General features: G+C 72.5%; 24 protein-coding genes. 12 read left to right on the forward strand and 12 right to left on the reverse strand.

Going from position 1 to position 22123, the window contains the following annotated elements; translation table 11 throughout:
- Positions 1-31 precede the first annotated feature (31 nt).
- Together ABFX81_RS11810 and ABFX81_RS11815 are read left to right on the forward strand one after the other, a co-directional pair.
- A complete protein-coding gene (locus tag ABFX81_RS11810) occupies positions 32-1051 on the forward strand; it encodes an ATP-binding cassette domain-containing protein (RefSeq protein ID WP_346138019.1) in 1020 nt (339 codons plus the stop codon).
- Entirely contained in the window at positions 1048-1863 is an 816-nt protein-coding gene (locus ABFX81_RS11815) for an ABC transporter permease (protein WP_086848762.1), read from the forward strand. Before ABFX81_RS11810 ends, ABFX81_RS11815 begins: the two co-directional genes overlap by 4 nt.
- 21 nt (positions 1864-1884) lie before the next feature.
- On the opposite strand, the gene ABFX81_RS11820 is transcribed toward ABFX81_RS11815, so the two are convergent.
- On the reverse strand, positions 1885-5169 hold the full coding sequence (locus ABFX81_RS11820; RefSeq protein ID WP_086848765.1) for a BTAD domain-containing putative transcriptional regulator: 3285 nt from the start codon (positions 5167-5169) through the stop codon (positions 1885-1887).
- 170 nt (positions 5170-5339) lie between these two features.
- Between ABFX81_RS11820 and ABFX81_RS11825 the strand changes: the two genes are divergently transcribed.
- Positions 5340-6140 carry a zinc metalloprotease gene (locus ABFX81_RS11825; RefSeq protein ID WP_086848767.1) on the forward strand — a complete coding sequence of 267 codons (801 nt, stop codon included), beginning with the start codon at positions 5340-5342 and terminating at the stop codon, positions 6138-6140.
- A 4-nt stretch (positions 6141-6144) separates the two neighbouring features.
- Here the strand turns inward: ABFX81_RS11825 and ABFX81_RS11830 are convergent, their stop codons facing one another.
- The 3 genes from ABFX81_RS11830 to ABFX81_RS11840 all read right to left on the reverse strand — a co-directional run bounded on the left by ABFX81_RS11830 (position 6145) and on the right by ABFX81_RS11840 (position 8256).
- Positions 6145-6324 carry a hypothetical protein gene (locus ABFX81_RS11830; protein WP_059420737.1) on the reverse strand — a complete coding sequence of 60 codons (180 nt, stop codon included), beginning with the start codon at positions 6322-6324 and terminating at the stop codon, positions 6145-6147.
- Positions 6325-6388: 64 nt separating this feature from the next.
- Positions 6389-7108, reverse strand: coding sequence for an NADPH-dependent F420 reductase (gene npdG, locus ABFX81_RS11835; protein WP_030837291.1), 720 nt, complete (start codon positions 7106-7108; stop codon positions 6389-6391).
- Positions 7109-7146: 38 nt separating this feature from the next.
- Positions 7147-8256: an exo-alpha-sialidase gene (locus ABFX81_RS11840; protein ID WP_086848770.1), complete on the reverse strand. Its 1110-nt coding sequence runs from the start codon at positions 8254-8256 to the stop codon at positions 7147-7149.
- Positions 8257-8374: 118 nt separating this feature from the next.
- Here ABFX81_RS11840 and ABFX81_RS11845 point away from each other — a divergent pair, with 118 nt between their 5' ends.
- Positions 8375-8977: a hypothetical protein gene (locus ABFX81_RS11845; protein WP_346138020.1), complete on the forward strand. Its 603-nt coding sequence runs from the start codon at positions 8375-8377 to the stop codon at positions 8975-8977.
- 68 nt (positions 8978-9045) lie between these two features.
- On the opposite strand, the gene ABFX81_RS11850 is transcribed toward ABFX81_RS11845, so the two are convergent.
- The gene (locus tag ABFX81_RS11850) at positions 9046-9276 is read right to left on the reverse strand and encodes a hypothetical protein (protein WP_086848772.1); all 231 of its coding nucleotides are present in this window, start codon (positions 9274-9276) and stop codon (positions 9046-9048) included.
- A gap of 58 nt (positions 9277-9334) precedes the next feature.
- On the opposite strand from ABFX81_RS11850, the gene map reads away from it, so the two are divergent.
- A complete protein-coding gene (map, locus tag ABFX81_RS11855) occupies positions 9335-10192 on the forward strand; it encodes a type I methionyl aminopeptidase (RefSeq protein ID WP_086848774.1) in 858 nt (285 codons plus the stop codon).
- A gap of 124 nt (positions 10193-10316) precedes the next feature.
- Positions 10317-10964 (forward strand): biliverdin-producing heme oxygenase, encoded by a 648-nt coding sequence (locus ABFX81_RS11860; protein WP_086848776.1) that lies wholly within the window; start codon positions 10317-10319, stop codon positions 10962-10964.
- Positions 10965-10967: 3 nt separating this feature from the next.
- Here the strand turns inward: ABFX81_RS11860 and ABFX81_RS11865 are convergent, their stop codons facing one another.
- The 3 genes from ABFX81_RS11865 to ABFX81_RS11875 form a co-directional block, all read right to left on the reverse strand.
- Entirely contained in the window at positions 10968-11612 is a 645-nt protein-coding gene (locus tag ABFX81_RS11865) for a PhzF family phenazine biosynthesis protein (protein ID WP_086848778.1), read from the reverse strand.
- A complete protein-coding gene (locus tag ABFX81_RS11870) occupies positions 11605-11868 on the reverse strand; it encodes a hypothetical protein (RefSeq protein WP_346138022.1) in 264 nt (87 codons plus the stop codon). The genes ABFX81_RS11865 and ABFX81_RS11870 overlap by 8 nt, the downstream gene beginning before the upstream one ends.
- Positions 11869-12095: 227 nt before the next feature.
- Positions 12096-12323 carry a hypothetical protein gene (locus ABFX81_RS11875; RefSeq protein ID WP_346138023.1) on the reverse strand — a complete coding sequence of 76 codons (228 nt, stop codon included), beginning with the start codon at positions 12321-12323 and terminating at the stop codon, positions 12096-12098.
- A 371-nt stretch (positions 12324-12694) separates the two neighbouring features.
- Between ABFX81_RS11875 and ABFX81_RS11880 the strand changes: the two genes are divergently transcribed.
- Positions 12695-13696, forward strand: coding sequence for an SCO2278 family lipoprotein (locus ABFX81_RS11880; RefSeq protein ID WP_086848780.1), 1002 nt, complete (start codon positions 12695-12697; stop codon positions 13694-13696).
- Between the two features lie 19 nt (positions 13697-13715).
- Here the strand turns inward: ABFX81_RS11880 and ABFX81_RS11885 are convergent, their stop codons facing one another.
- Entirely contained in the window at positions 13716-14453 is a 738-nt protein-coding gene (locus ABFX81_RS11885; protein ID WP_086848782.1) for a bifunctional DNA primase/polymerase, read from the reverse strand.
- Between the two features lie 210 nt (positions 14454-14663).
- Between ABFX81_RS11885 and ABFX81_RS11890 the strand changes: the two genes are divergently transcribed.
- Positions 14664-15572 (forward strand): glycerophosphodiester phosphodiesterase, encoded by a 909-nt coding sequence (locus ABFX81_RS11890; RefSeq protein WP_346138024.1) that lies wholly within the window; start codon positions 14664-14666, stop codon positions 15570-15572.
- Here ABFX81_RS11890 and ABFX81_RS11895 read toward each other — a convergent pair.
- A complete protein-coding gene (locus ABFX81_RS11895; RefSeq protein ID WP_346138025.1) occupies positions 15551-16192 on the reverse strand; it encodes a TetR/AcrR family transcriptional regulator in 642 nt (213 codons plus the stop codon). The genes ABFX81_RS11890 and ABFX81_RS11895 overlap by 22 nt on opposite strands.
- A gap of 107 nt (positions 16193-16299) precedes the next feature.
- Here ABFX81_RS11895 and ABFX81_RS11900 point away from each other — a divergent pair, with 107 nt between their 5' ends.
- Both ABFX81_RS11900 and ABFX81_RS11905 read left to right on the forward strand, forming a co-directional pair.
- Positions 16300-16503 (forward strand): DUF6243 family protein, encoded by a 204-nt coding sequence (locus ABFX81_RS11900; protein ID WP_346138026.1) that lies wholly within the window; start codon positions 16300-16302, stop codon positions 16501-16503.
- 117 nt (positions 16504-16620) lie between these two features.
- Entirely contained in the window at positions 16621-17985 is a 1365-nt protein-coding gene (locus tag ABFX81_RS11905) for a S28 family serine protease (RefSeq protein WP_346138027.1), read from the forward strand.
- Here the strand turns inward: ABFX81_RS11905 and ABFX81_RS11910 are convergent.
- Together ABFX81_RS11910 and ABFX81_RS11915 are read right to left on the reverse strand one after the other, a co-directional pair.
- Entirely contained in the window at positions 17952-18299 is a 348-nt protein-coding gene (locus ABFX81_RS11910; RefSeq protein ID WP_086855678.1) for an SH3 domain-containing protein, read from the reverse strand. The genes ABFX81_RS11905 and ABFX81_RS11910 overlap by 34 nt on opposite strands.
- 83 nt (positions 18300-18382) lie before the next feature.
- On the reverse strand, positions 18383-19369 hold the full coding sequence (locus tag ABFX81_RS11915) for a small ribosomal subunit Rsm22 family protein (protein ID WP_086855677.1): 987 nt from the start codon (positions 19367-19369) through the stop codon (positions 18383-18385).
- A gap of 758 nt (positions 19370-20127) precedes the next feature.
- On the opposite strand from ABFX81_RS11915, the gene ABFX81_RS11920 reads away from it, so the two are divergent.
- Together ABFX81_RS11920 and ABFX81_RS11925 are read left to right on the forward strand one after the other, a co-directional pair.
- On the forward strand, positions 20128-20238 hold the full coding sequence (locus ABFX81_RS11920; protein ID WP_346138028.1) for a keywimysin-related RiPP: 111 nt from the start codon (positions 20128-20130) through the stop codon (positions 20236-20238).
- 26 nt (positions 20239-20264) lie between these two features.
- Entirely contained in the window at positions 20265-22115 is a 1851-nt protein-coding gene (locus ABFX81_RS11925; RefSeq protein ID WP_086840720.1) for a lasso peptide isopeptide bond-forming cyclase, read from the forward strand.
- Positions 22116-22123: the final 8 nt, after the last annotated feature.

Below are 22123 nucleotides of genomic sequence, written 5' to 3' on the forward strand. Positions count from 1 at the left end.
TTTGTCGGTGGGAGCTGACACCGTCTGTGCCATGACGCGAATCGACAAGAACACCGGCGGCGCCGCTGTGACCGTGCGGGGGCTGGTGAAGCACTACGGCGAGACCAAGGCACTGGACGGGGTCGACCTGGACGTGCGGGAGGGCACCGTGATGGGGGTGCTCGGGCCGAACGGGGCCGGGAAGACCACCTTGGTGCGGATCCTGTCCACCCTGCTGAAATCCGACTCGGGGCAGGCGACCGTGGCCGGGTACGACGTCGTACGGCAGCCCCGGCAGCTGCGGCGGGTGATAGGGCTCACGGGGCAGTACGCCTCCGTGGACGAGAAGCTCTCCGGCTGGGAGAACCTGTACATGATCGGGCGGCTGCTCGACCTGCCCCGCAAGGACGCCCGCGGCCGGGCCGACGAGTTGCTGGAGCGCTTCTCCCTGACCGAGGCGGCCAAGCGGCCGGCGGCGACGTACTCCGGGGGCATGCGGCGGCGGCTGGACCTGGCCGCGTCGATGATCGGGCGGCCGGCCGTGCTCTTCCTGGACGAGCCGACCACCGGGCTCGACCCGCGCACCCGCAACGAGGTGTGGGACGAGGTGAAGCGCATGGTCGGCGACGGAGTCACCGTGCTGCTCACCACGCAGTACATGGAGGAGGCCGAGCAGCTCGCCTCCGAGCTGACGGTCGTCGACCGCGGCCAGGTCATCGCGGGCGGCGCCATCGAGGAGCTGAAGGCGAAGGTCGGCGGCCGGGCGCTGCGGATCCGCCCGGCCGATCCGGCGCACCTGCGGCCCCTCGCCGCCGCGCTGGACGAGCTGGGGATCACCGGGCTCGCCACCACGACCGTGGACACCGACCGGGGTGACGTCCTCGTGCCGATCCTCAGCGACGAGCAGCTGACCGCCGTGGTCGGCGCGGTCACCGCGCGCGGCATCACCCTCTCCTCCATCACCACCGAACTGCCCAGCCTGGACGAGGTGTTCCTGTCCCTCACCGGCCACCGCGCCAGTGCCCCGCAGGACGCCGTGCCCGCCGAAGACCTTCAGGAGGCCGCCGTATGAGCGCCGTCACCATCCACGACGCCGAGGCGGACGCCCGCATCTCGCTGCGCGGCCACCTGCGCCACACCGGTGCCCTGATCCGCCGCAACCTGCTGTGGATCCGCAAGGACCCGGAGTCGATGGCCGACGCCCTGCTGATGCCGGTCATCTTCACCCTGCTGTTCGTGTTCGTCTTCGGCGGCTCGATCGGGCAGGCGCTGGGCGGCGGGCAGGACCGGTACGTGCAGTACGTGATCCCCGGCATGATCGCGATGATGAGCATGACGCTGTCCCAGGGCGTCGGCACCGGCTTCAGCCAGGACTTCAACTCCGGTGTCATGGACCGCTTCCGCTCCCTGCCGATCGGGCGCGGTTCGGTGCTGTTCGCGAAGATCTCGGTGGAACTGCTGCGGATGCTGTTCGCGACCGCCGTGCTGATGATCGTGGCCGTCTCGGTCGGGTTCGAGATCACCAACTGGCCGGGGCTGTTCGCGACCGTGGCCCTGTCCACGGCGTTCGCCTCGTCGATCATGTGGGTGTTCCTCACCCTGGGCGTGATCCTCAAGAACGCGCAGTCCGTGCAGGCGATGGGCTTCCTGGTGCTGTTCCCGCTCCAGTTCGGCTCGTCGATCTTCGCGCCGACCACGTCCATGCCTGGCTGGTTGCAGGCGTTCACCGACTACAACCCGCTGTCGACGCTGGCGGACGCCGCGCGCGGGCTGATGGTGGGCGGGCCGGTCGCGCACGACCTGTGGGTGACGCTCGGCTGGTCGGTGGCGATCACGGCCGTGATGGCGCCCATCGCGATCCACAAGTTCCGTACGAAGAGCTGACCGGGCGCATCCTGATCCGCGTCAGAGCAGGGCGGTGGCCTCCTCCAGGGAGAGGCCGCCGCCCTCCGCGTACGCGGTCTCGTACGCCTGGTCGCCGAGCAGCGCACGGGCCTGCCGCTCCGCCCACTCGCGGGTCTGGCGCTCCTGCCGCTGGGCGACGTGGTCGGACGGCAGCAGGGCGTCGAAGGCGCCCAGGCAGCGGGCCGCGTCCACGGCGCGCCGCCCGCCGTCGAGTGCTGCCAGGGCCGACGCACCGATGATCAGGTAGCCCGAGCGCATATGGGGCGCGATGGCCTCGGTCAGCGGGTCGGCGGCCCGCTCCATCGCCTTGCGGATCCGGTCCAGGCACTCCTCGTACCGTCCCTCCGTGGCGTCCAGCCAGGCCTCCGCGCCGAGGATGAACGCGTCGAAGACGATGAAGTGGGCGATGCGGAAGTCCTGGCGCAGCCGCCGCAGTTGCTCGCGTGCCTCGGCGGCGCGGTCCGTCATGCCGAGCCAGCCGGCCAGGAAGAGGCGGGCGGCGGGCATGGCCTCGCTGTGCGAGTCCTCGTGCTGGGCGATCACCTCGCGCAGCAGCCGCTCGCCGCGTTCGTCCTCGCCCGCCTCCAGCAGCGCGCTGGCCAGCCGGGCGCTGAGGACGGCCGCCTGGGCGCGGGCTCCGAGCCGTTCGGCGTGTCCGATGGCCGCCTCGTAGTCGGCGGCGGCCCTCGCGTAGTCGCCCTTGCGCTCGCGGGCCTCGGCGCGCGCGGAGAGGGCATCGGCTGTGCCCCAGGCGTCACCGAGGCGCTGGTAGATCTCCAGCGACTCGTCGGCGTCGCGGGCGGCGTCGCCCGCCCAGTCGGTGCGGTTGGCGAGGAAGTTGGCCCGCATCTGGAGACCGGCGGCCAGCTCCCAGTCGAAGCCGGGGGTCTCGCGGCAGGTGCGGATGGCCGCGTCGATGACGACGCGCAGCCGTTCCATGTCGCCGGTCAGCATCACGGCGAAGAACCAGAGCAGACCGGGGAGCCGGCAGTTCTGCGGGAGGCCGGGCTCGTAGGTCTGGGAGATGATCCGCAGCTTCTCCCGGGAGCGCGGGTTCTGCCAGGCGTCCAGTTCGGTGTCCATGCAGGCGAGATGGGCCAGGTGGATGCCGCGCCGGGCCTCCTGGAGGACCTCGCCGGTCATCGGGGGTGGGGCGTCGGTGCAGCGCTGCCAGACGGGGGCGGCGCGGCGAACGGGCTCGCTGAAGGGGTCGGGGCCGAGGGCCATGACCTCGCGGCACCAGTTGCGGGCCTCGATGCGCAGGTCGCGCATCTGCCAGTACCAGACGAGGGACAGCGTCAGGCACAGCGCCTCCTGCTCGTCGCGCAGGGCGACGGCACGGCGCAGGGCGGTGCGCAGGTTCTCGTACTCCCGCTCCAGCCGGCGGATCGCGGCGAGCTGGCCCGGGCCCCGCAGCAAGGGGTCGGTGGTGCGTGCGAGTTCGCGGAAGTACGTCAGGTGGGCGCGCTCGGCGCCGTCGCGCTGCCCGGACTCGTCCAGCCGCTCGGCGGCGTACTCGGCGACGGTCTCCAGCAGCCGGTAGCGCATCTCGCCGTCGCCCGACTCGCCGGGCGGCGTGGCCACGACCAGGGAGCGGTCGACGAGGGAGCCGAGCGCCTCCAGGGCGGCCGGTCCGCACACCGCCTCGGCGGCGGGCAGGTCGCAGCCGCCCGCGAACACCGACAGCCGCCGCAGGACGTCACGTTCGTCCTCGTCGAGCAGGTCCCAGGACCAGTCGACGACGGCTCTGAGGGTCTGCTGGCGGGGCAGGACGGTACGGCTGCCGGAGGTCAGGAGACGGAAGCGGTCGTCGAGCCGGTCGGCGATCTGGCGGGGCGTCAGCATCCGCAGCCGGGCGGCGGCCAGTTCGATGGCCAGCGGCAGGCCGTCGAGGCGCCGGCAGATCTCCGCGCACGCCTCGGGGTCGTCCTCGGTCCGGAAGCCGGGCCGGGCCGCCGCGCCCCGGTCGGCGAGCAGCCGCAGCGCGACCGGCTCGGGCAGCGGCTCCACGGGCCGCAGCAACTCCCCCGGCACGCCGAGGGGTTCACGGCTGGTGGCGAGGACGGTCAGGCCGGGGCAGCGCTCCAGCAGTTCCTCGGCGAGCCGGGCGGCGGCTTCGGCGACGTGCTCGCAGTTGTCGAGGATCAGCAGCATGCCGGGCCTGGAGCAGTGCTCGGCGAGCCGCTCGACGGGATCGTCGAGCCGGTCGCCGACGGCGGCCCGGATGCCTTCGGCGCCGGCGCCGTACAGCACGGTCTCGCGGGCGCCGAGGGCGGTGAGTACGGCTTCCGGTACGGCGGCGGGGTCGTCGACCGGGGCGAGCTCGGCCAGCCACACGCCGCCCGGCATGGCGTGCCGTACGGTCTCGGCCGCCTCCTGGGACAGCCGTGTCTTGCCGGCCCCGCCGGGTCCGAGCAGCGTCACCAGGCGGGCCGCGGTGAGATCGCGCCGGATGGTCTGGAGGTCGCTCTCGCGGCCGATGAAGGAGGTGAGCCGGGCGCGCAGGTTGCCGACGGCCGGGGCGTCCGCGGCGGGCCCGGACACGGGGCCGTCGTCGCCCAGCTTCAGCAACTCCGCGTGCAGGGCGCGCAGTTCCGGCCCCGGGTCGGCCCCGAGCCGGTCGGCGAGCAGCCGCCGCACGTCCTCGTACGCGTCCAGCGCCTGCGCCGTGCGGCCGGCGTCGCGCAGTGCGCGCAGGCGCAGGGTCTGGAGGGGCTCGTCCAGGGGGTGGCTGTCGCACAGGGCGGTCAGCTCCGGCAGGGACTGCTCTGCCTGGCCGAGGGCGAGGGCGGCGCCGTGGCGAGCGCGCAGCACGTCCAGGCGGCGGGTGTCCCGGCGGGCCGCCTCGGCGGCGCGGTCGGGCAGGTCGGCGAGGGCCGGTCCGCGCCACAGGGCGAGCGCGTCGTCCAGGACCACGGCCGCCTTGGCGGGGTCGCCGTCGGCCAGGGCCCGCAGCCCCTCACCGGCCAGCCGCTCGAACCGGTGCAGGTCGACGTCGTCGGGCGCGGCCGTGAGCCGGTACCCGCCCTCGGCGGAGGCGACCGCGTCGGCCCCGAGCGCCCGCCGCAAGCGCCCGACCAGCGCCTGGAGCGCCCCCGGGGCGTCGGAGGGCGGCTCAGCGCCCCACACCTCGTCGACGAGCAGCCCCACGGGCACGGTACGGCCGGCCCGCAGGGCCAGCACGGTCAGCAGCGCACGCAGCCGCGCCCCGCCCACCGGAACGACCGTGCCGTCGGTGCGGAGCGCCTGCGTCGTGCCGAGAATGCGGTAGCGCACGGGGACCATTGTCCCCGGTATGCCGAGAGCCGGTCACGTAGTTGGGCGGCGCGGCGGGCGGCAGGGGGCCGGCCGATGCCCCCGCACCCCCGGAACCGACCGCCCCGCGCGAGACGTTTTCCCTCAGCGCCCGGTACCGTCGGGCGTCCCATCGCGTGTTCGAGAGTGCAGGGAGTCCCATGACCACCGCCACCAGCCGCCACAGTGAGCGGCGGATCAGTCCCGTCTTCGTCGGGATTCTGGCCGTGACGGCGGTCACGGGGTGGGCGACCTGGACCGGGTTCGCGCAGCAGCCCGGGGTCGCCGTGTTCCTCTTCGTGACGGCGGCCTGGATCGTCTCGCTGTGTCTGCACGAGTACGCGCACGCGCGCACGGCCCTGCACAGCGGCGACATCTCGGTCGGCGCGAAGGGCTACCTCACGCTGAACCCGCTGAAGTACACGCACGCGCTGCTCAGCATCGTCCTGCCGGTGATCTTCGTGATCATGGGCGGGATCGGGCTGCCCGGCGGGGCGGTGTTCATCGAGCGGGGGCGGATCCAGGGGCGGTGGAAGCACAGCCTGATCTCGGCCGCCGGCCCGCTGACGAACGTGCTGTTCGCCATCGTCTGCACGGCCCCGTTCTGGCTGGACGCGCTGGACGGCGTGCCGAGCGACTTCCGGTTCGCCCTGGCCTTCCTCGCGCTGCTCCAGGTGACGGCCGCGCTGCTGAACTTCCTGCCGGTCCCGGGGCTGGACGGCTACGGCGTCATCGAGCCCTGGCTGTCGTACAACATCCGGCGGCAGGTGGAGCCGTTCGCGCCGTTCGGCCTGCTGTTCGTGTTCGCGCTGCTGTGGCTGCCCGCGGTGAACGGCGTGTTCTTCGACGTGGTCGACTCGCTCCTGAAGTCGCTCGGGATCAGTGACTTCGAGACGTACTGCGGTCAGAACCTGTACCGCTTCTGGCAGGGCTCGGACGAGTTCTGCTCGGCCGCTCCCTGACGGGTCAGCCCGTGACGGACTTCTGCTGCTTGCCGCGCTTCACGTAGTACCAGCACATGTTGGACGACAGGCCCGCCAGCAGCACCCAGACGATCCCCAGCCAGCTGCCCTCCATGAAGGACACCACGGCCGCGGCCACGGCGAGGAGGCAGACGATCAGGGCATAGAGGGCGAGGCGGGGCATCGGGTCGACTCCTGTCGGGGGACACTGCGGGCACTGCTGGTGCCGTCCAGTGTCCCCCATGCCGTCAGACGTCCGTGACGCGGAGCCCCGCGTGCGCCTTGTACCGGCGGTTCACGGAGATCAGGTTCGCCACCAGCGACTCCACCTGGTGGGCGTTGCGCAGCCGCCCGGCGAAGATGCCGCGCATGCCGGGGATGCGCCCGGCGAGGGCCTGCACGATCTCGACGTCGGCACGGACCTCGCCGAGCACCATCACGTCGGTGTCGATCTCGTCGATCTCCGGGTCCTGGAGCAGCACGGCCGACAAGTGGTGGAAGGCAGCCGTGACCCGGGAGTCCGGCAGCAGGGCGGCGGCCTGCTCGGCGGCGCTGCCCTCCTCGGGCTTGAGCGCGTAGGCGCCCTTCTTGTCGAAGCCGAGCGGGTTGACGCAGTCGACGACGAGCTTGCCGGCCAGTTCCTCGCGCAGGGATTCGAGGGTCTTGCCGTGGCCGTCCCACGGCACGGCGACGATCACGATGTCGCTGCGGCGCGCGGTCTCGGCGTTGTCGGCGCCCTCGACGCCGTGTCCGAGCTCCTCCGCGGCGGCCCGGGCGCGGTCGGCCGCCCGCGAGCCGATGATCACCTTCTGCCCGGCCTTGGCGAGCCGGTAGGCGAGACCCTTGCCCTGCGGCCCGGTCCCGCCGAGCACCCCGACGACGAGTCCGGAGACGTCGGGCAGGTCCCAGGGGTCCTTGGCGGGGGCCTTCTGGGCGTTGTCGGTGGCAGCACTGTCGGTAGAGGTCATGGCCCCGACTCTACGACCGTGCCACCGCCCCGGGAGGCTCAGGTCAGCTCCGTCACGGGCACCCGCCGGAAGGTGATCGTCTCGTAGGCGCCGAAGTCGCCGGTCTCGTACAGCAGGCCCACGGTGTCGGTGTCGACGCGCACGAGGTCGGAGTACGCGGCGGGCAGTCCGTCCACGGTGTGGGCCGGGCGCCAGGTGGTGCCGCCGTCGGTGGAGGCGCGGATCGTCATCAGGGCGCGGAAGTCCGGGTCGGCGGGCCCGGAGCAGAGCAGGACGTCGGGGTCGCGGAGTTGGAGGACGCTCGCCTGGCACACGGGAGCGGACAGGCCCGCCTGGGGTCGGAAGGGTTTCACCAGGGTCTGGCCGCCGTCGGCGGAGTGGGCGTCGGCGCGGGTGCCGGGCGACGGGGAGTCGTTGCGGGTGTTGAAGTACACGCGGCCGTCGGGGAGTTCGGCGGCGGTGGTCTCGTTGGCGTTGATGTAGCCGTCGGTGTCGTCGTCGACGTAGCCGATCCGCCAGGTCGCGCCCCGGTCGTCGCTGAGCAGGCAGTGGCCGCCGTTGTACCGGCCCTCCGTGCCGTTGTCCGTGCCGGTGGGCGGCAGGGAGTGGTTGGCGGGGACGACGATCCGGCCGGTGCTCAGCTGGACGGCGTGGCCGGGGGTGGTGGCGTACCAGCGCCAGTGCGGCTTCTTGACCTGCTGCGTGATCTCCCTCGGCGTGGACCAGGTGAGGCCGTCGTCGTCGCTGTGCTGCACCCAGACCCGGCGTCCGTCGGCCGCGCTCACCTTGCCGCGCCGGATGGCGTCCTCGGTGGCGAGGGCGGCGTTGCGTACGTGCACCAGGAGCACGCGGCCGGTGTCGAGGACGACGGGGGCCGGGTTGCCGGCGAGGGCGTCGCCGTTCTTGGCGGCGACCAGGAGCGGGCCCCAGGTGCGGCCGCCGTCCGTGGAGCGTTTGAGTACGACGTCGATGTTCCCGAAGTCGTCCCGGGAGCCGACACGGCCCTCGCAGAAGGCGAGCAGGGTGCCGATGGGGGTGCCCCCGCTCGAGCGGAGCCGAGAGTGGGGGAAGGTGGCGACGACGGCGGGGATGCGGAAGCTGGCGTATCCCTCCCGGCCGGCGCGGAAGGGGACGCTGGTCTCGGTCATCGGCGGGTTCCTCCGGGCGTTCGACGCGGGTACGGATGACCGGTCCCTCTGCCCAAGCCGGGCGAATACGTGGTGAATTCCACATCACGAGTGACCGGTCGGGGCAGGATGCGGTCGTATGGATGCCGTACGGGTCGCGCTGCTGCGGGAAGTGCTCGCCGGGACGGAGTGGCTGGGCGCCACGCGGCGGTTCGCCGTTGCGCTGCGGGGGTCGGTGGTGTCGCACGGCGGCGGGATGCTGCTCGTCGGCACGCCGGAGTACGAGCCGTGGCACCTGGCGGCGCATCTGGTGGACGAGGCGGCGTGGTCGGGCACGCCGGAGCTGGCCCCGACGCTGGTACGGCACGACGCGCGCCCCTCGGACCCGGCGCATCTGGCGGTCGGCCTCGGCCGGCTGGAGGCGGCCAGACGGGGCGAGACGCTGCTGGTGGTGTCCCCCGAGGGGCCTGCCGCACCCCTGCTTGAACGGGTGTGCGACGCCCGGCGCGCCGGGGCGACGGTGCTGTCCCTCGGTCCCGGTGAGGGGGAGCTGCCGGCGATGGCCCACGAGGCCCTGGCCGTCCCCGACGGCTCGGAGCTGGACCTGGACACCGTCCAGCATCTGGTCAGCGCGGCGGCCGGGGAGAACGCCCTACCGACGCCACGCGGCCGCCGCCGCTTCCGGGACAGGGTGGCGAGACTGGCTGAGCATCTGACGGCCCCTCCGCCCGCACGCTGGTAGGGACACCCCCTGGGCCGGCTCCGCCTGTGGTGCGGCTGCGCGACCGGCGCGCAGCCGCGGGGATGCGCCTACTCCTCGTTCCGGCCGCCCGCCGGGGCGTCGTGCCACTTGGGGTCGTTCTCCCACTGGAGGTTGCGTGTGCGGGCGGTCTCCATCGCGTGTTCGGCTTCCGTGCGGGAGGCGTACGGTCCGAACCGGTCCTTGTTGGGGCACTCCGGCCCCTCCTCGACCTTCTTGTGCTCCAGGCAGTAGTACCACTCGCCCGGCTTGCCGACCGTCCGCTTCTTGAACAGGGCCATGACCAGCTCCTCTCGCCACCGTCATGTTCCCCCATGGCCGCTGGTTAGACTCGCTGGCATGTCTGGCCAGTCGCTGCTCGTACCGGGGGAGCTGTCCCCCACCCGTCCCGTGCCCGGAAACATCCGCCGCCCCGAGTACGTCGGCAAGCCCGCGCCGACGCCGTACACCGGACCGGAGGTGCAGACGCCCGAGACGATCGAGGCGATGCGGACCGCCGGCCGGATCGCCGCCCGGGCGATGGCGGAGGCCGCGAAGCTGATCGCCCCCGGGGTGACCACGGACGAGCTGGACAGGGTGGCGCACGAGTACATGTGCGACCACGGCGCCTATCCCTCGACCCTCGGCTACCGGGGCTTCCCGAAGTCGCTGTGCACCTCGGTCAACGAGGTCATCTGCCACGGCATCCCGGACTCGACCGTCCTGCGCGACGGCGACATCGTCAACCTCGACGTGACGGCGTACATCGGCGGTGTGCACGGCGACAACAACGCGACCTACCTGGTCGGTGACGTCGACGAGGAGTCGCGGCTGCTGGTGGAACGGACCCGGGAGTCCCTCGACCGGGCGATCAAGGCGGTCAAGCCGGGCCGGCAGATCAACATCATCGGCCGGGTCATCGAGTCGTACGCCAAGCGCTTCGGCTACGGGGTGGTCCGGGACTTCACCGGCCACGGCATCAACAGCTCGTTCCACTCGGGCCTGGTCATCCCGCACTACGACAGTCCGCACGCGACGACGGTCATCCAGCCCGGGATGACGTTCACGATCGAGCCGATGCTGACGCTCGGGACGCACGAGTACGACATGTGGGACGACGGCTGGACGGTCGTGACGAAGGACCGGAAGCGGACGGCCCAGTTCGAGCACACGCTGGTCGTGACGGAGACGGGCGCGGAGATCCTCACGCTGCCCTGATCCTCGCCCTGCTCACCGATCACCGAGCCCGCCCTGCCAGGGCGGGCCTTCTCTTGTACGCTTTTACCGACAGGGCGTCGGCAAACCCATTGACTTAGGTAAGCCTTACCCAGAGGATGAGCCCATGGAATCCTTCTCGACCCTCATTCGCACCGCTTCCCGCGAGCAGCACGAGGAGATCAGGGGCTCGACGTTCATGAGCGACCTGCTGGGGCACAAACTGGGGGTCGACGCGTTCGCCCGCTACACGGAGCAGCTCTGGTTCGTGTACGGGGCCCTGGAGTCCGGCGCCGAGCGCCTGGCCGGGGACCCGGTGGCCGGCCCGTTCGTGCGCCCGGAGCTGTTCCGGACGGCCTCGCTGGAGCAGGACCTGGAGTACCTGCGCGGCCCCGGCTGGCGTTCGGGCGTCAGCGCGCTGCCCGCCACCCTGGAGTACGCGCGGCGGATCTCCGACTGCGCCCGTACCTGGCCGGCCGGCTACGTCGCCCACCACTACACCCGCTACCTCGGTGACCTCTCCGGCGGGCAGATCATCCGCGACACGGCCGAGAGGACGTGGGGTTTCCCGAAGAAGGGCGACGGGGTCCGCTTCTACGTGTTCGAGGAGATCCCCAACCCGGCCGCCTTCAAGCGGGATTACTGGGAGCTGCTGGACGCGGTCCCCGGCGACGAGCTGGAACGGCAGCGGATCGTGTCCGAGTGCAAGCGGGCGTACGCGATGAACAACGCGGTGTTCCAGGCGCTGGGCGAGGAGTTCCCGCTGTCGGCGTGAGCGTCAGCGTTCGAGACGGACCCGGCCGCCCACCTCGGTCCATCCGCCCGGCTGGGGCGCGGTCAGGATCTGGGAGCCCGCGCCCTGGGTGATGTTGAGGGCCCGGCCGAGCCGGTCGGTGAGCAGCAGGGCCGCCGCCCCGGTCGCCTCGTCCTCGTCGATCCCGTCACCTCGTCCGGGGAACGCCCGGGCCCGCACCCGTCCGGCGGGCTCGTCCTCCCACGCCCAGGCGTACACCCACTCCCCCGGCGGCGGCACGGGCAGGTCGTCGACCTCGGCGGCGCTGCCGTACTGCCGCAGGGTGCGCTGCGGCACCCACTCCGCCCGCGCCTCGATCCAGCAGAACTCCCCGTCCTGCCGGGCACCGGCCACCCCGGCGGGCGTGACCAGCTCGGGCACGTCGAGCAGCCAGGCCGTACCGACACACGGGTGCCCGGCGAAGGGCAGACGCAGGGTGGGCGTGTAGATGTCGATCACACCGCGCTCGGGGTCGTCGACGAACACGGTCTCGCTGAACCCGAGCTTGGCGGCGAACTCCTGCCGGTCACTCCGCCCGGGCAGCACCGAACCCTCGCGCACGACGCCGAGTTCGTTGCCGTATCCACCGTTCGGCCCGCAGAAGACGCGGAGCACGTCGTAGTCAGTCACGGGGGCATTCAAACATCGCCCGGGCGGCCAGGTCGTCCCAGGTGGCCGGACCGCCGGGAAGGGGCCGGGCGACGGTACGGGCCGCTTCGCGGGGCAGGTCCGCCAAGGCGGTGCCGAGGCCCTGGGCCAGGCGGCGCCGCCGGTGTTCCGTCCCGGGGCGACGGGCCAGTGCCGCCGCACGCCGCTCGTGCTCGTCGGTCAGCGTCCGCGACTGCCGCCGCCGGACGTCCTCGTCGACCAGGCGCTCGAGAATCACGCACTCCGGGTCCGAGCCCTCCGCCAACGCGGCGACGGCCCGGTCGTGGCCGTCGAGGATCAGCCAGCCGTCGAGGGGGTCACGAACGACAGGAGCACCGGCGCCAGGGTGCCCTCGCGTGCCCGTCGCCGGTAGGCCTTCACCCGGGGCGCGTCCGGCGGCGAGAGAGGACGGAGGGGCACGACTCCCTGCCAGCCGCCCGCGCACCAGTCGAGGTGGCAGCCGGGTCATCCCCGCATGAAGTCGCCGGTCCACACGTAGGGCGGGAAGACGCGCCGGAGGCCGAGGAGCCGGCGTGCGTCGTGCAGCGGGCCGTGCGGGGACTCTTCCAGCCAGCGCGCGTACTGGTGCGGCACGTTCGCCCCCGACCGGGTCAGGTCGGCCCGGACGGGCGGCAGCGGTGAGCGGTAGCCGGGGAGGCGATGCAGGAAGACGCCTTCGTTCGGGCCGTCCACGCGGCCGAGCAGCACCGGCCGGCCTGCCGCAGCAGCAGCCGGCCGCCGTCGGCCGCCTCGAAGCGCAACGGCGGTGGCCCGGGGCGGTCGTGGACGTCCAGGACCGGCGCCCCGGACGGTGTCGTCTCCCTGTGCGCCCGCGCCATGCGGACGGTCTCGGGGACGGACCGCCCCGGCCGACAGCGGTTCACGCCTCCGTGCGCCGCCTGCGCACCGCCAGGACGAACGACATCTCCAGCACGATTCCGCCGGACAGTCGGTACGGCACGCTGTCGGGCCCGCAGCTGAGGCACAGGCACACCCACCCCCGCCCGACCGCCGGAGGCAACCGGTAGGGTTCGCCTCCGGAAAGGGGAAGGTGAAGGAACCCGATGAGCAGGGATCGCGACCCTCGAACGCTCCGCAGGTCCGCCCGGAGCGCCCTCATAGCAGCCTCGGTGACCGCTTTGTCGGCGACGGCGAGCGGATGCGTGGTGGTGCACGGCGAACGGGAGATCCTCCCGTCCACGACCCGCGCCGAAGCCGCCCAGGCCCTCCAGGAGTTCACGACCGCGTACAACGAGGCCGACAAGGCCTACGACGCCTCCCTGGACGCCGACCACACCACCGGCGCCCTGGCCGACATCGACTCGGCACGCCTGAAGGCCGGGAAGGCGAACAGCCCGGACGGCAACCCGAACCACACGCCCCTGAAGCTGACGGACGCGAAGTACACGATCCCCAAGAAGGCCGGCTGGCCCCGCTGGTTCCTCGTCGACGCGGCCGGCAACAAGGGCGGCACGGCCCGCTGGCTGCTGGTGTTCACCCGCAGCAGCCTGGACGACCCCTTCCAGGTCGCGTACCTCACCCTCGTCGCCCCGGGCAAGGTCCCGGAGTTCAAGAAGGACGCGGACGGCTGGGCCGAGTCCGTCCCGGTGAACTCGACCGGCCTGGCCGCCGATCCCGGCGATCTGAGCCGGGACTACACGGCCTACCTCAAGAACGGCGGGGACACCTTCGCGGACGGCTCCCACACCAGTCAGTGGCGCGCCCTGCGCGAGAAGAACTCCAAGAAGCCGGGCCTGGTCACCCAGTACATCGACGAACCGCTGACGAACGGCGACTACCAGCCCCTCGCCCTGCGCACGGCGGACGGCGGCGCGCTGGTGTTCTTCACGACACGGCACTACGAGAAGCAGACGGCCTACGCGGGGACGTCGTTCCCCGTCCCCAACAAGGACGTTCTCGCGCTGACGACCGGCGAGATCAAGCAGTCCCTCCTGATGGAGTTCGTCTCCAACGAGGTGGCGGTGGACCCGCCGAAGGGCAGCGGCAGCCAGCAGGTGACGATCCTCGGCCGGATCCAGGGAATGACGTCGGCGGAAGGCTCGTAGGGGGCGGAGCGGGACCGGCTCAGTGCCGTCGCACCGGCCAGGCCGCGCCGGCCTGGTCGGCGTCCTCACCGGCGTACCGGGCACAGGCCTCGGTCAGGGTCTCCAGCAGGGTCAGCGGATCCGGGAGCGGATGCTCCGGCCCGCGCACCCAGTGCACGGTCCGGTCCTCACCGGGCAGCCGCGCCGGCGGGACGAGGACGTAGGAGCCGCGGCAGTGCCACCGCAGCCCGGGGTGCTCGTCCATCGTCTCGGGGTGGCAGTCCAGTTCGCACGGCCACCACTCGTCCTCCTCCTCGGGCGTCCCGCGGGTGAGGGTGAAGAACAGCATGCGGCCGTCGTCGCTCTCGGCGACGGGCCCGACCTCGACGCCGGCGGCGAGCAGCCGCTCCAACGCACTGCGACCGGCATCCAGGGGCACGTCCAGGACGTCGTGCACCATGCCGGTCGCGGTGATGAAGTTGGCCTGCGGCTGATGGCGGGCCCAGCGTTCGATCTGGGCGCGGTCGGTGGTCGACTGCGTCTGCCAGGCGAAGGACACCGGATGCCGGGCCGGGGTGGGACAGCCGACGCGGTCGCAGGAGCAGCGGTAGCCGGCCGGGTGCGCGGCGGGCGCGAGCGGCAGTCCGGCGCCGGCGGCGGCGAGCAGCAGGTCCTCACGGCCGCCGTCACCGGCGGTCTCCTTCGGCCGGCGCCCGGCGCGCAGCCACTGGGTGAGTTTGCCCTGTAGGCCGGTCCTGCCGCCGTACTCCGCGCTCATCTATCCCCTCGCCTCGCTGTCGTGCGGAACAGCATGCCTCATGGTCCCATCTTCCCGCGCGCCGGGGGGCCAGTGCCCACATCCGGGGCAGGAGGGCCGAGACATGTACCGGTGGGGCGAGGCATATGCCCGTGGGGCGAGGCGTACTCCGCACCGTGATCTGGTGTCATTGCCCGCTTTGCCATGACATGGCGCCCTACCGTGGTCGCCATGGTCACAAGGATCGCGCTGACGGGCCTCGCCTCCGCGGTTTCGGTGGTCTCGCTGACCCTCACGGGATCGGCCGGCGTCGCCCCGGCCCTGCCGGCGGACATCCGTCCACCGGCGGGACAGACCCGCCCGCTGGAGTGGGGCAGCGGCCCCCTGACCGTGGCGGCGCTCCCCCGGATCGCGTACGTCGCCCACCGCGGCGGCGCCCGCGAGGTCCCCGAGAACAGCATGACGGGGCTGATGGCCGCCTACGAGCGCGGTACGGCGCAGGTGCTGGACTTCGACACGCGGTCGCTGCGCGACGGGACGCCCGTGGTGTTCCACGACAGGACCCTGAACCGCACCACGTACCTGGGCGGCGAGGTGCGCGGCCTCGACGCCCGGGAGTGGCAGGGCGTCCGGCTGCGCCCGAAGGACGCCCTGCCCGGCAGCTGGCGGTCGGAACGGCCGCCGACGGTCGCGGAGGTGCTGGATCGTTTCGGCGGGCGGATCGTGCTGATGCTGGAGGCGAAGGACCCGCGCAGCCTCGACCGGCTGGCCGGGCTGATCCGGGCCCGCGGCCTGACCCGCTCGGTGTTCGTGAACTCCAACGACCCGGAGGTGGCCCGGCGCGCCCATCGCCTGGGCCTGCTCGCCCAGTTGTGGCGCTCGGCGCGACAGCTGCGCACGGACCGCCCGGAGCGCTGGCGGTCGTACGTGGACCTGCTGGACGTGGACCACCGGGCGCGGGACGCGGACCTCGTGCGGGCGGTGCGCTCGGGGATCCGGCGGGTGTGGGCGCACACCGTCGTGACGGACGCACAGCGGGACCGGGTGCTGGCGCTGGGCTGTGACGGGGTGATCACGGACGCGCCGGGGCGTCTCGCGCGGGCCGCTCAGCGGGGCGCTCAGCGGGGCGCGAGGCCGTGAAGGGCGTAGTCGACGAGGGTGTCGGTGTACTCGTAGGAGATCGGGCCGGTGTGCTGGAGCCAGCGCTGGGCGAGCGGGGAGATGAAGAACTCCAGGGCGATGCGCGGGTCGATGTCGGCCCGCACCTGCCCGGCGTCCTGTGCGGCGCGCAGCCGTTCCATGTACAGGTCGAGTGAGGGCTGCATCAGCTTGGCGACCAGCTCGCGCCCGAGCTGCTCGTTGACGACGCCCTCGGCGGCCAGCGCGCGGGACGGTGCCTCGAACCTCGGGTCGCGCAACTGGTCGACGGTGGCGCGCAGGACGCCCTTGACGTCGGCGGCGACGTCGCCGGTGTCGGGGAAGGCGTACGGCTCCGGTCCCGCTTCCCGCAGGGACTGCTCGCCCAGGTCGAGGAAGGCCTCCATCAGCACGTCCGCCTTCGACGACCACCAGCGGTAGATCGTCTGCTTGCCGACGCCGGCACGGGCGGCGATGCCCTCGATGGTGGTCTTCGGATAGCCGGCCTCCACGACGAGCGAGAGGGCGGCGTCGTAGATGGCGCGGCGGGACTTCTCACTGCGCCGGGTGGAGTCGGGGGCGGACTTGGCGGGGGCGGGCGGGGCGGACTTCTGTACGGGCATGGATCGAATTTAACAGGTTGACAAGACGGAGCGTCTCGCGGACAGTGGAGCAACACGAACGAGACGAACCGTCTCGTCGCGGAGAGGGACCAGGGAAGGATCCAGACATGACCCGAAGTGGAGCCGGAAACCTGCTGGGCGTCGGCGGATCGCGCCAGAAGCTCGGCCGCGAGGCGCTGCGCGGCGGCGGCCGGGGCGGCCGGATCGGCGGCGGCCTCGACCCGCAGGCCCAGAAACGGGAGCTGCTGCGCAAGCTCCAGGAGAAGCGGCAGCAACAGCAGGAAGGCGGTGCGGCCGGCAAGTCGTCGTGAGCCTCCCCCGCCCGGGGGAGGCGGTCCCCTCGCGCGCGGGATCCTCCCGGGACGTCCGGCGGATGTACTGAACGCGGTCGTGACACCGCGGCCGACGGACACCCGGGAGGACTCACGATGCGCGTGTGGACGAGACGACGACTGCTCACTGCGACGGCCGTCTCGGCGGCGGGTCTCGCCGCGACGACGGCCCCGCCCGCCCGGGCGGCGGCCGGAGCGGCCCGTCCCGGCACCGGCGACATCGCGGACGCGCTGCGGGCACTGCCCGGGCTGCGGCTGATCGAGGAGCGGCAGGACGCCGGACCGGGCTACCGGCACTTCGTCCTGGGCCTGCGCCAGCCGGTCGACCACAGGAACCCCGCGGCCGGCACCTTCGAGCAGCGCCTCACCCTGCTGCACACCGCCGCCGACCGTCCCATGGTCCTCACCACCACGGGCTACCACGCGGTCCTCTCGCCCTGGCGGAGCGAACCGACGATCCTGCTCGGCGCCAGCCAACTCCAGGTGGAACACCGCTACTTCGGCACGTCACGCCCGGCGGGGACCGACTACGCCCACCTCACGATCCGCCAGGCCGCCGACGACCACCACCGCGTCGTCCGCCTCTTCCGCCGGCTCTACCCCGGTGCATGGCTCTCCACCGGCAGCAGCAAGGGCGGCATGGCGACGGTCTACCACCGCCGCTTCCACCCCCAGGACGTGGACGGCACGGTGGTCTACTCGGCTCCGAACAACGTCGACGACCGCGACGACTCCGCGTACCTGCGCTTCCTGGAGACGGTCGGCACCCCCGCGGGTCGCGAGGCCGTCAAGTCCGCACAGCGGCGACTGCTGCTCAGACGGGCCGAGATGGTCGCCCGTTACGAGGCCTGGGCGGCCGCCGCCAACGACACCTTCCGCATCATCGGCAGCGCCGACCAGGCCTTCGAAGTCGCCGTGCTGCGCGTGCTGTTCATGTTCTGGCAGCGGGGCAGCGCGGCCGACGTCGACACGATCCCCGGCCCGGAGGCGACGGCCGACGAGCTGTACACCTGGCTCGACGACACGGCGGGGCTGCCTCTCTACGCCGACACGGCGGCGCGGCGGTACATCCCCTACTGGTACCAGATCGGCACGCAGCTGGGGTACGGCAACGTCCCCACCGACCATGTCGCGGACCTGCTGCGCCACTCCGGCGGCATCGAGGCGCGCACCTTCGTCCCGCGGGACGTCCCCATGGCCTTCGACGCGGCAGCCATGCCGGACATCGACCGCTGGGTCCGCCGCCGCGGCAGCCGGATGCTGGTCGTCAACGGCACCCAGGACCCTTCCGTGGCCGAGTACTTCGACCCCGGCGGCCGCGACTCCGGGGTCCTGTGGGTCCCGGGAGGCAACCACAACATCGAGATCGCGAACCTGTCCCCCGCCGACCGGGCGTCGGCGGAGGAGGCGTTGTTCCGCTGGGTCGGTCAGGAGTACTTCACGCAGACGTTGGGCACGTAGCCCACGGTGCCGTGGTAGTTGACCTTGCGCCAGTAGTGGTAGCTCTTGATCCCGCAGGCGTTCTTGTACGAGCCGCCGTCGACACCCTTGATGTCACAGCCCTTGGTGCCCTTGTACCAGAGGCGCAGGATGGTCGACTTGGTGCTGGCCGACTTGCGCACGTTGACGTTCGAAAGTGCCGTGAGGCTCTTGCACTTCGCCGTGGCCGCGACGGTGGTCATGTCGTCGCTCCGCACGGTCGCCGTGCCGGAGGCACTCGGCACGAAACCGGCCAGGGCCAGGGCCGCCACCGGGGCGATCAGAAGCTTCTTCAAAGGTTCCTCCCGTTTCTGTGGTGCGCATTGCTCACGCCCGAAGGCGCGGAGTTGATCTTATGCGTACCTGACAGGAGTCCCGATCATGGTGCCGGTGGCCAGGAGTCGCCCCAGTCCGCGTCCCGTGCCGCCTTGTAAAGATCGCCGTGGCGTTTGGTGACGGTCGTGCGGTGCAGGGACGGTTCGGTCTGGCACAGGTCGAGGAGGACCTGGCCCTTGCGGATCTGCGGGCGCCGCACGACACGGGAGGGTGCCGGGGTGACGGGGAAGCGGGCGGCGGCGACGTAGCTGAACTTCTCGTCCTCGTAGGGGAGGGAGCCGCCCTTGACCTGGCGGTGCAGGGAGGAACGGCTGACCCGGGCGGAGAAGTGGCACCAGTCCGTGCCCGGGGCGATGGGGCAGGCGGCGCTGTGCGGGCAGGGGGCGGCGACGTGGAAGCCGGCACCGATCAGCCGGTCGCGGGCCTCGATGACGCGGGCGTAGCCGTCGGGGGTGCCGGGCTCGACGATCACCACGGCCTGGGCCGCGGTCGCGGCGGCGTCGACGAGGGCGGTGCGGTCGGGGGCGGTCAGCTCGTTGAGGACGTACGAGACGGTGACGAGATCGGTGCTCTCCAGGGTGAGCGCCGCTCCGATCCGAGAGCGCTGCCACCGTACGTCCCGCAGGGCCGGGTCGGCCGCGGCGATCTCCCGGCCGAGCGCGAGCGCGGGCTCGGCCCAGTCGAGCACGGTGACGGGCCGCTTCCCGCCCCAGGTCGCGCTCACGGCCCAGGCGGCGGCGCCGGTCCCGCCTCCGACGTCGGTGTGCGATCCGGGCACCCACGCGGGCACGGCCTCCGCGAACGCCTCCAGCGCGGAACGGACCGCCTCGAAGGTCGCGGGCATGCGGTAAGCGGCGTAGGCGGCGACATCGGCCCGGTCGCGGAGGATGGGAGCGTCGGTCGGGGTCGCCCCCCGGTAGCTGGCGATCAGCCGCTCCACCGCCTGCGCGGCCTGCCGGGGCGGCAGCCCGTCTAGCAGACCGGCGAGGGCGGCGCGGAGGGTTTCGGCCGGAGGTGCGGGGGCGTTCACCCGGCGATTCTACGAGGCCCCGAGCCCGGGGACTCACCCGTCCGGACCGGTGGGACTGTGCGCGTGGCGCGGTCGGCATGACGCTGGAAGCCAGGTTCCCGCGTCGAGCTCACAGCTGTCCAGGAGCGGGCACTCCGGGGCGGGCTGGGGCGGGCTGGTCCACCCCGGCGTGGTGGGCCGGCCGGGGTGGTGGGCCGCCCGGGGTGGTGAGCAGTGCCGACCCGCCTGGGGTGTTCCCGGTTCAGTGTGTTGCGCTGGCTCCATCCCAGGGGAGGCGTCGGCTCCAGCCGGTGGGGTGGTGGCGAAGGTGCACCGGCCGTCGACCGTCAGCTGGTCGAGCTGTGGCGCACCGCCGACGGCCGGCTCCGGGGAAGCGGCGCACGTCCAGGAGTGACGAGTGCGCCCGGCGGCGCCTGCCCCTGGTCGTCGTCAGGCGCGTCCGGGAGGAACGGCAGGCAGCGGCCAGGACACCCGTCAAAACGTTTCTCCCGATAAGCGCACACCCGAGCCGCAAAACAATGCAGCGACAAAAAGAATCACAAAGAGAGGGGCGCACACTGAGGGGATTTCGAATTCTGCACATTATATGAGCTTCGTAAACGCTCTTGCCATGGGCTCACGTTCTGCACCTAGCTAGGTGCTGCGCCCATTTCCTGGCCGGGTTCCCGATGAGCCTGGGCAGACCGACGGCACACCGGGCAGAGCCCCGGGCGTCGGTCAGGGAGATGGTCGGGTAAACCCGCACGTGAGGAGTAGTCATGAAGAAGGCATATGAGGCGCCGACGCTCGTCCGTCTCGGCACGTTCCGGAAGGAGACGGGGTTCCTGCAGCGCTCCGGCAACGACCGGCTGATCCTGAGCAAGAACTGACGACCGACGGTCCCTGACCCTACGTCATGACTGAACTGCACGAGAGTGCGGGGACGGGCCCCGGCGACGCGCACTTCGCGGTCTTCACCGACCGCGCGGACGCGGCCGCCGTGGCCCGCTCCTTCGCCCGCCCCGGAAGCCGGACCCTCGCGCATGCGTCGGGCCGCCCCTGGCTGGTCGGCCACTGGAACGACGACGAGGTCGTCACGGCGAACACCGGCGACGCCGCCATCGCCGTCGTCGGCTGCTGCCCGATCGACGCAGCCGAACTGCGGCGCCGGACCGCACGACTGCGCGATCTCGCGGAGCTCGACGCACTGGCCCGGTCCCTCCCCGGCAGTTTCCACCTCGTCGGGGCCCTCGACGGTCAGATCAGGGTTCAGGGCACCGCCTCCGGACTGCGGCTCGTCTTCCACGCGGAGATCGACGGCGAACGGGTGGCCGCCACCCGTGCCGACACGCTCGCCGCCGCCCTGGGCCTCGAACCCGACGTCGAGGAACTGGCCGTAAGGCTGCTGTGGCCCGCCCCCTATCCCCTGTCCGAGACCTCCCTGTGGCGGGCGGTCACCGCCGTTCCTCCGCAGGACGCCGTCGTCGTCGCCGCCGACGGGCGCACCGTACGGCACACCCGTTGGTGGACACCGCCGGAGCCGGTCCGGCCGCTCGCCGCAGCGGCGCCTGAGATCCGGACGGCGCTGGAGAAGGCCGTCGACGCGCGTACCCGGCAGGGCGGTGTGGTGAGCTGCGACCTGTCCGGCGGCCTCGACTCCACCTCCGTCTGCTTCCTGGCCGACCGCTCCACCGCCCGCGTGGTGGCCAGCACGTGGCCGGGGCGCGATCCCGCGGACACCGACCTGTACTGGGCCGAACAGGCGATGGGACACCTGCCGGACGTCGAACACGTGGTCTGGGACGCCGACGCCTCGCCGCTGGTCTACGAGGACCTGCTGGGCATCGACGACCTGCTCGACGAGCCCACCATCGGCGTCATGGACCGCTCCCGGGTCCTGCACCACCTGCCCGGCCTCGCCGCACGCGGCAGCCGGTTGCACCTGACCGGCATCGGCGGCGACCACGTGGCGTGGTGCTCCGAGGCGTACTACCACCGGCTGCTGCGCACCCGTCCGCTCTTCGCCCTGCGCCAGCTGCGTGGGTTCCGGGCGCTGTGGCAGTGGCCGCTCGGCGGCACGGTCCGCGCGCTCGCCGACGCCCGGCCGTACGGGAAGTGGCTCGCCGACGCCGCCGGCCACCTGCGTGGCCCGTTGCCCCCGTCCGTCGCGACGGGTCTCGGCTGGGGCATGGCGCCGCGCCTGTTCGACTGGGTGACTCCCGAGGCCGAACGGATGGCCCGCCGGGCGCTGCTCGAGGCCGCGGCGACGGCCTCGCCGCTGCATCCGGACCGTGGTCTGCACACCGACCTGGAGCAGATCCGGGCATGCACCCGCGTCATCCGGCAGTGGGACCGGATGGCGGCCCGCGCCGGCCTGCCGATGGCCTCTCCCTTCCTCGACGACCGCGTCATCGAGGCGTGTCTCGCCGTACGCCCGAGCGAGCGCGTCACGCCGTGGCGGTACAAGCCAGTGCTGAGCGCCGCGATGCGCGGGATCGTGCCCGAGGCCTGCCTGCGGCGGGCCAACAAGGCCACGGCATCCATGGACGCCTCCAACGGGCTGCGCGAACACCGCGCCGACCTGCTGGCCCTGTGGGAAGGCTCGCGGCTGGAGGAGCTGGGCCTGGTGGACGGCGCCGAACTCCGCCGCCTCGCCCGGCGGCCCGCCTCCCCGGGACTGTCCGACGCCATCCTCTACTCCACGATCGCCGCCGAGGTGTGGCTGCGGGGACTCGCCCGCGGCCGTGCCCGAGTCCCCCACCCCTGACCACATCC

Source organism: Streptomyces coeruleofuscus (assembly GCF_039532725.1).
GTDB lineage: Bacteria > Actinomycetota > Actinomycetes > Streptomycetales > Streptomycetaceae > Streptomyces > Streptomyces coeruleofuscus.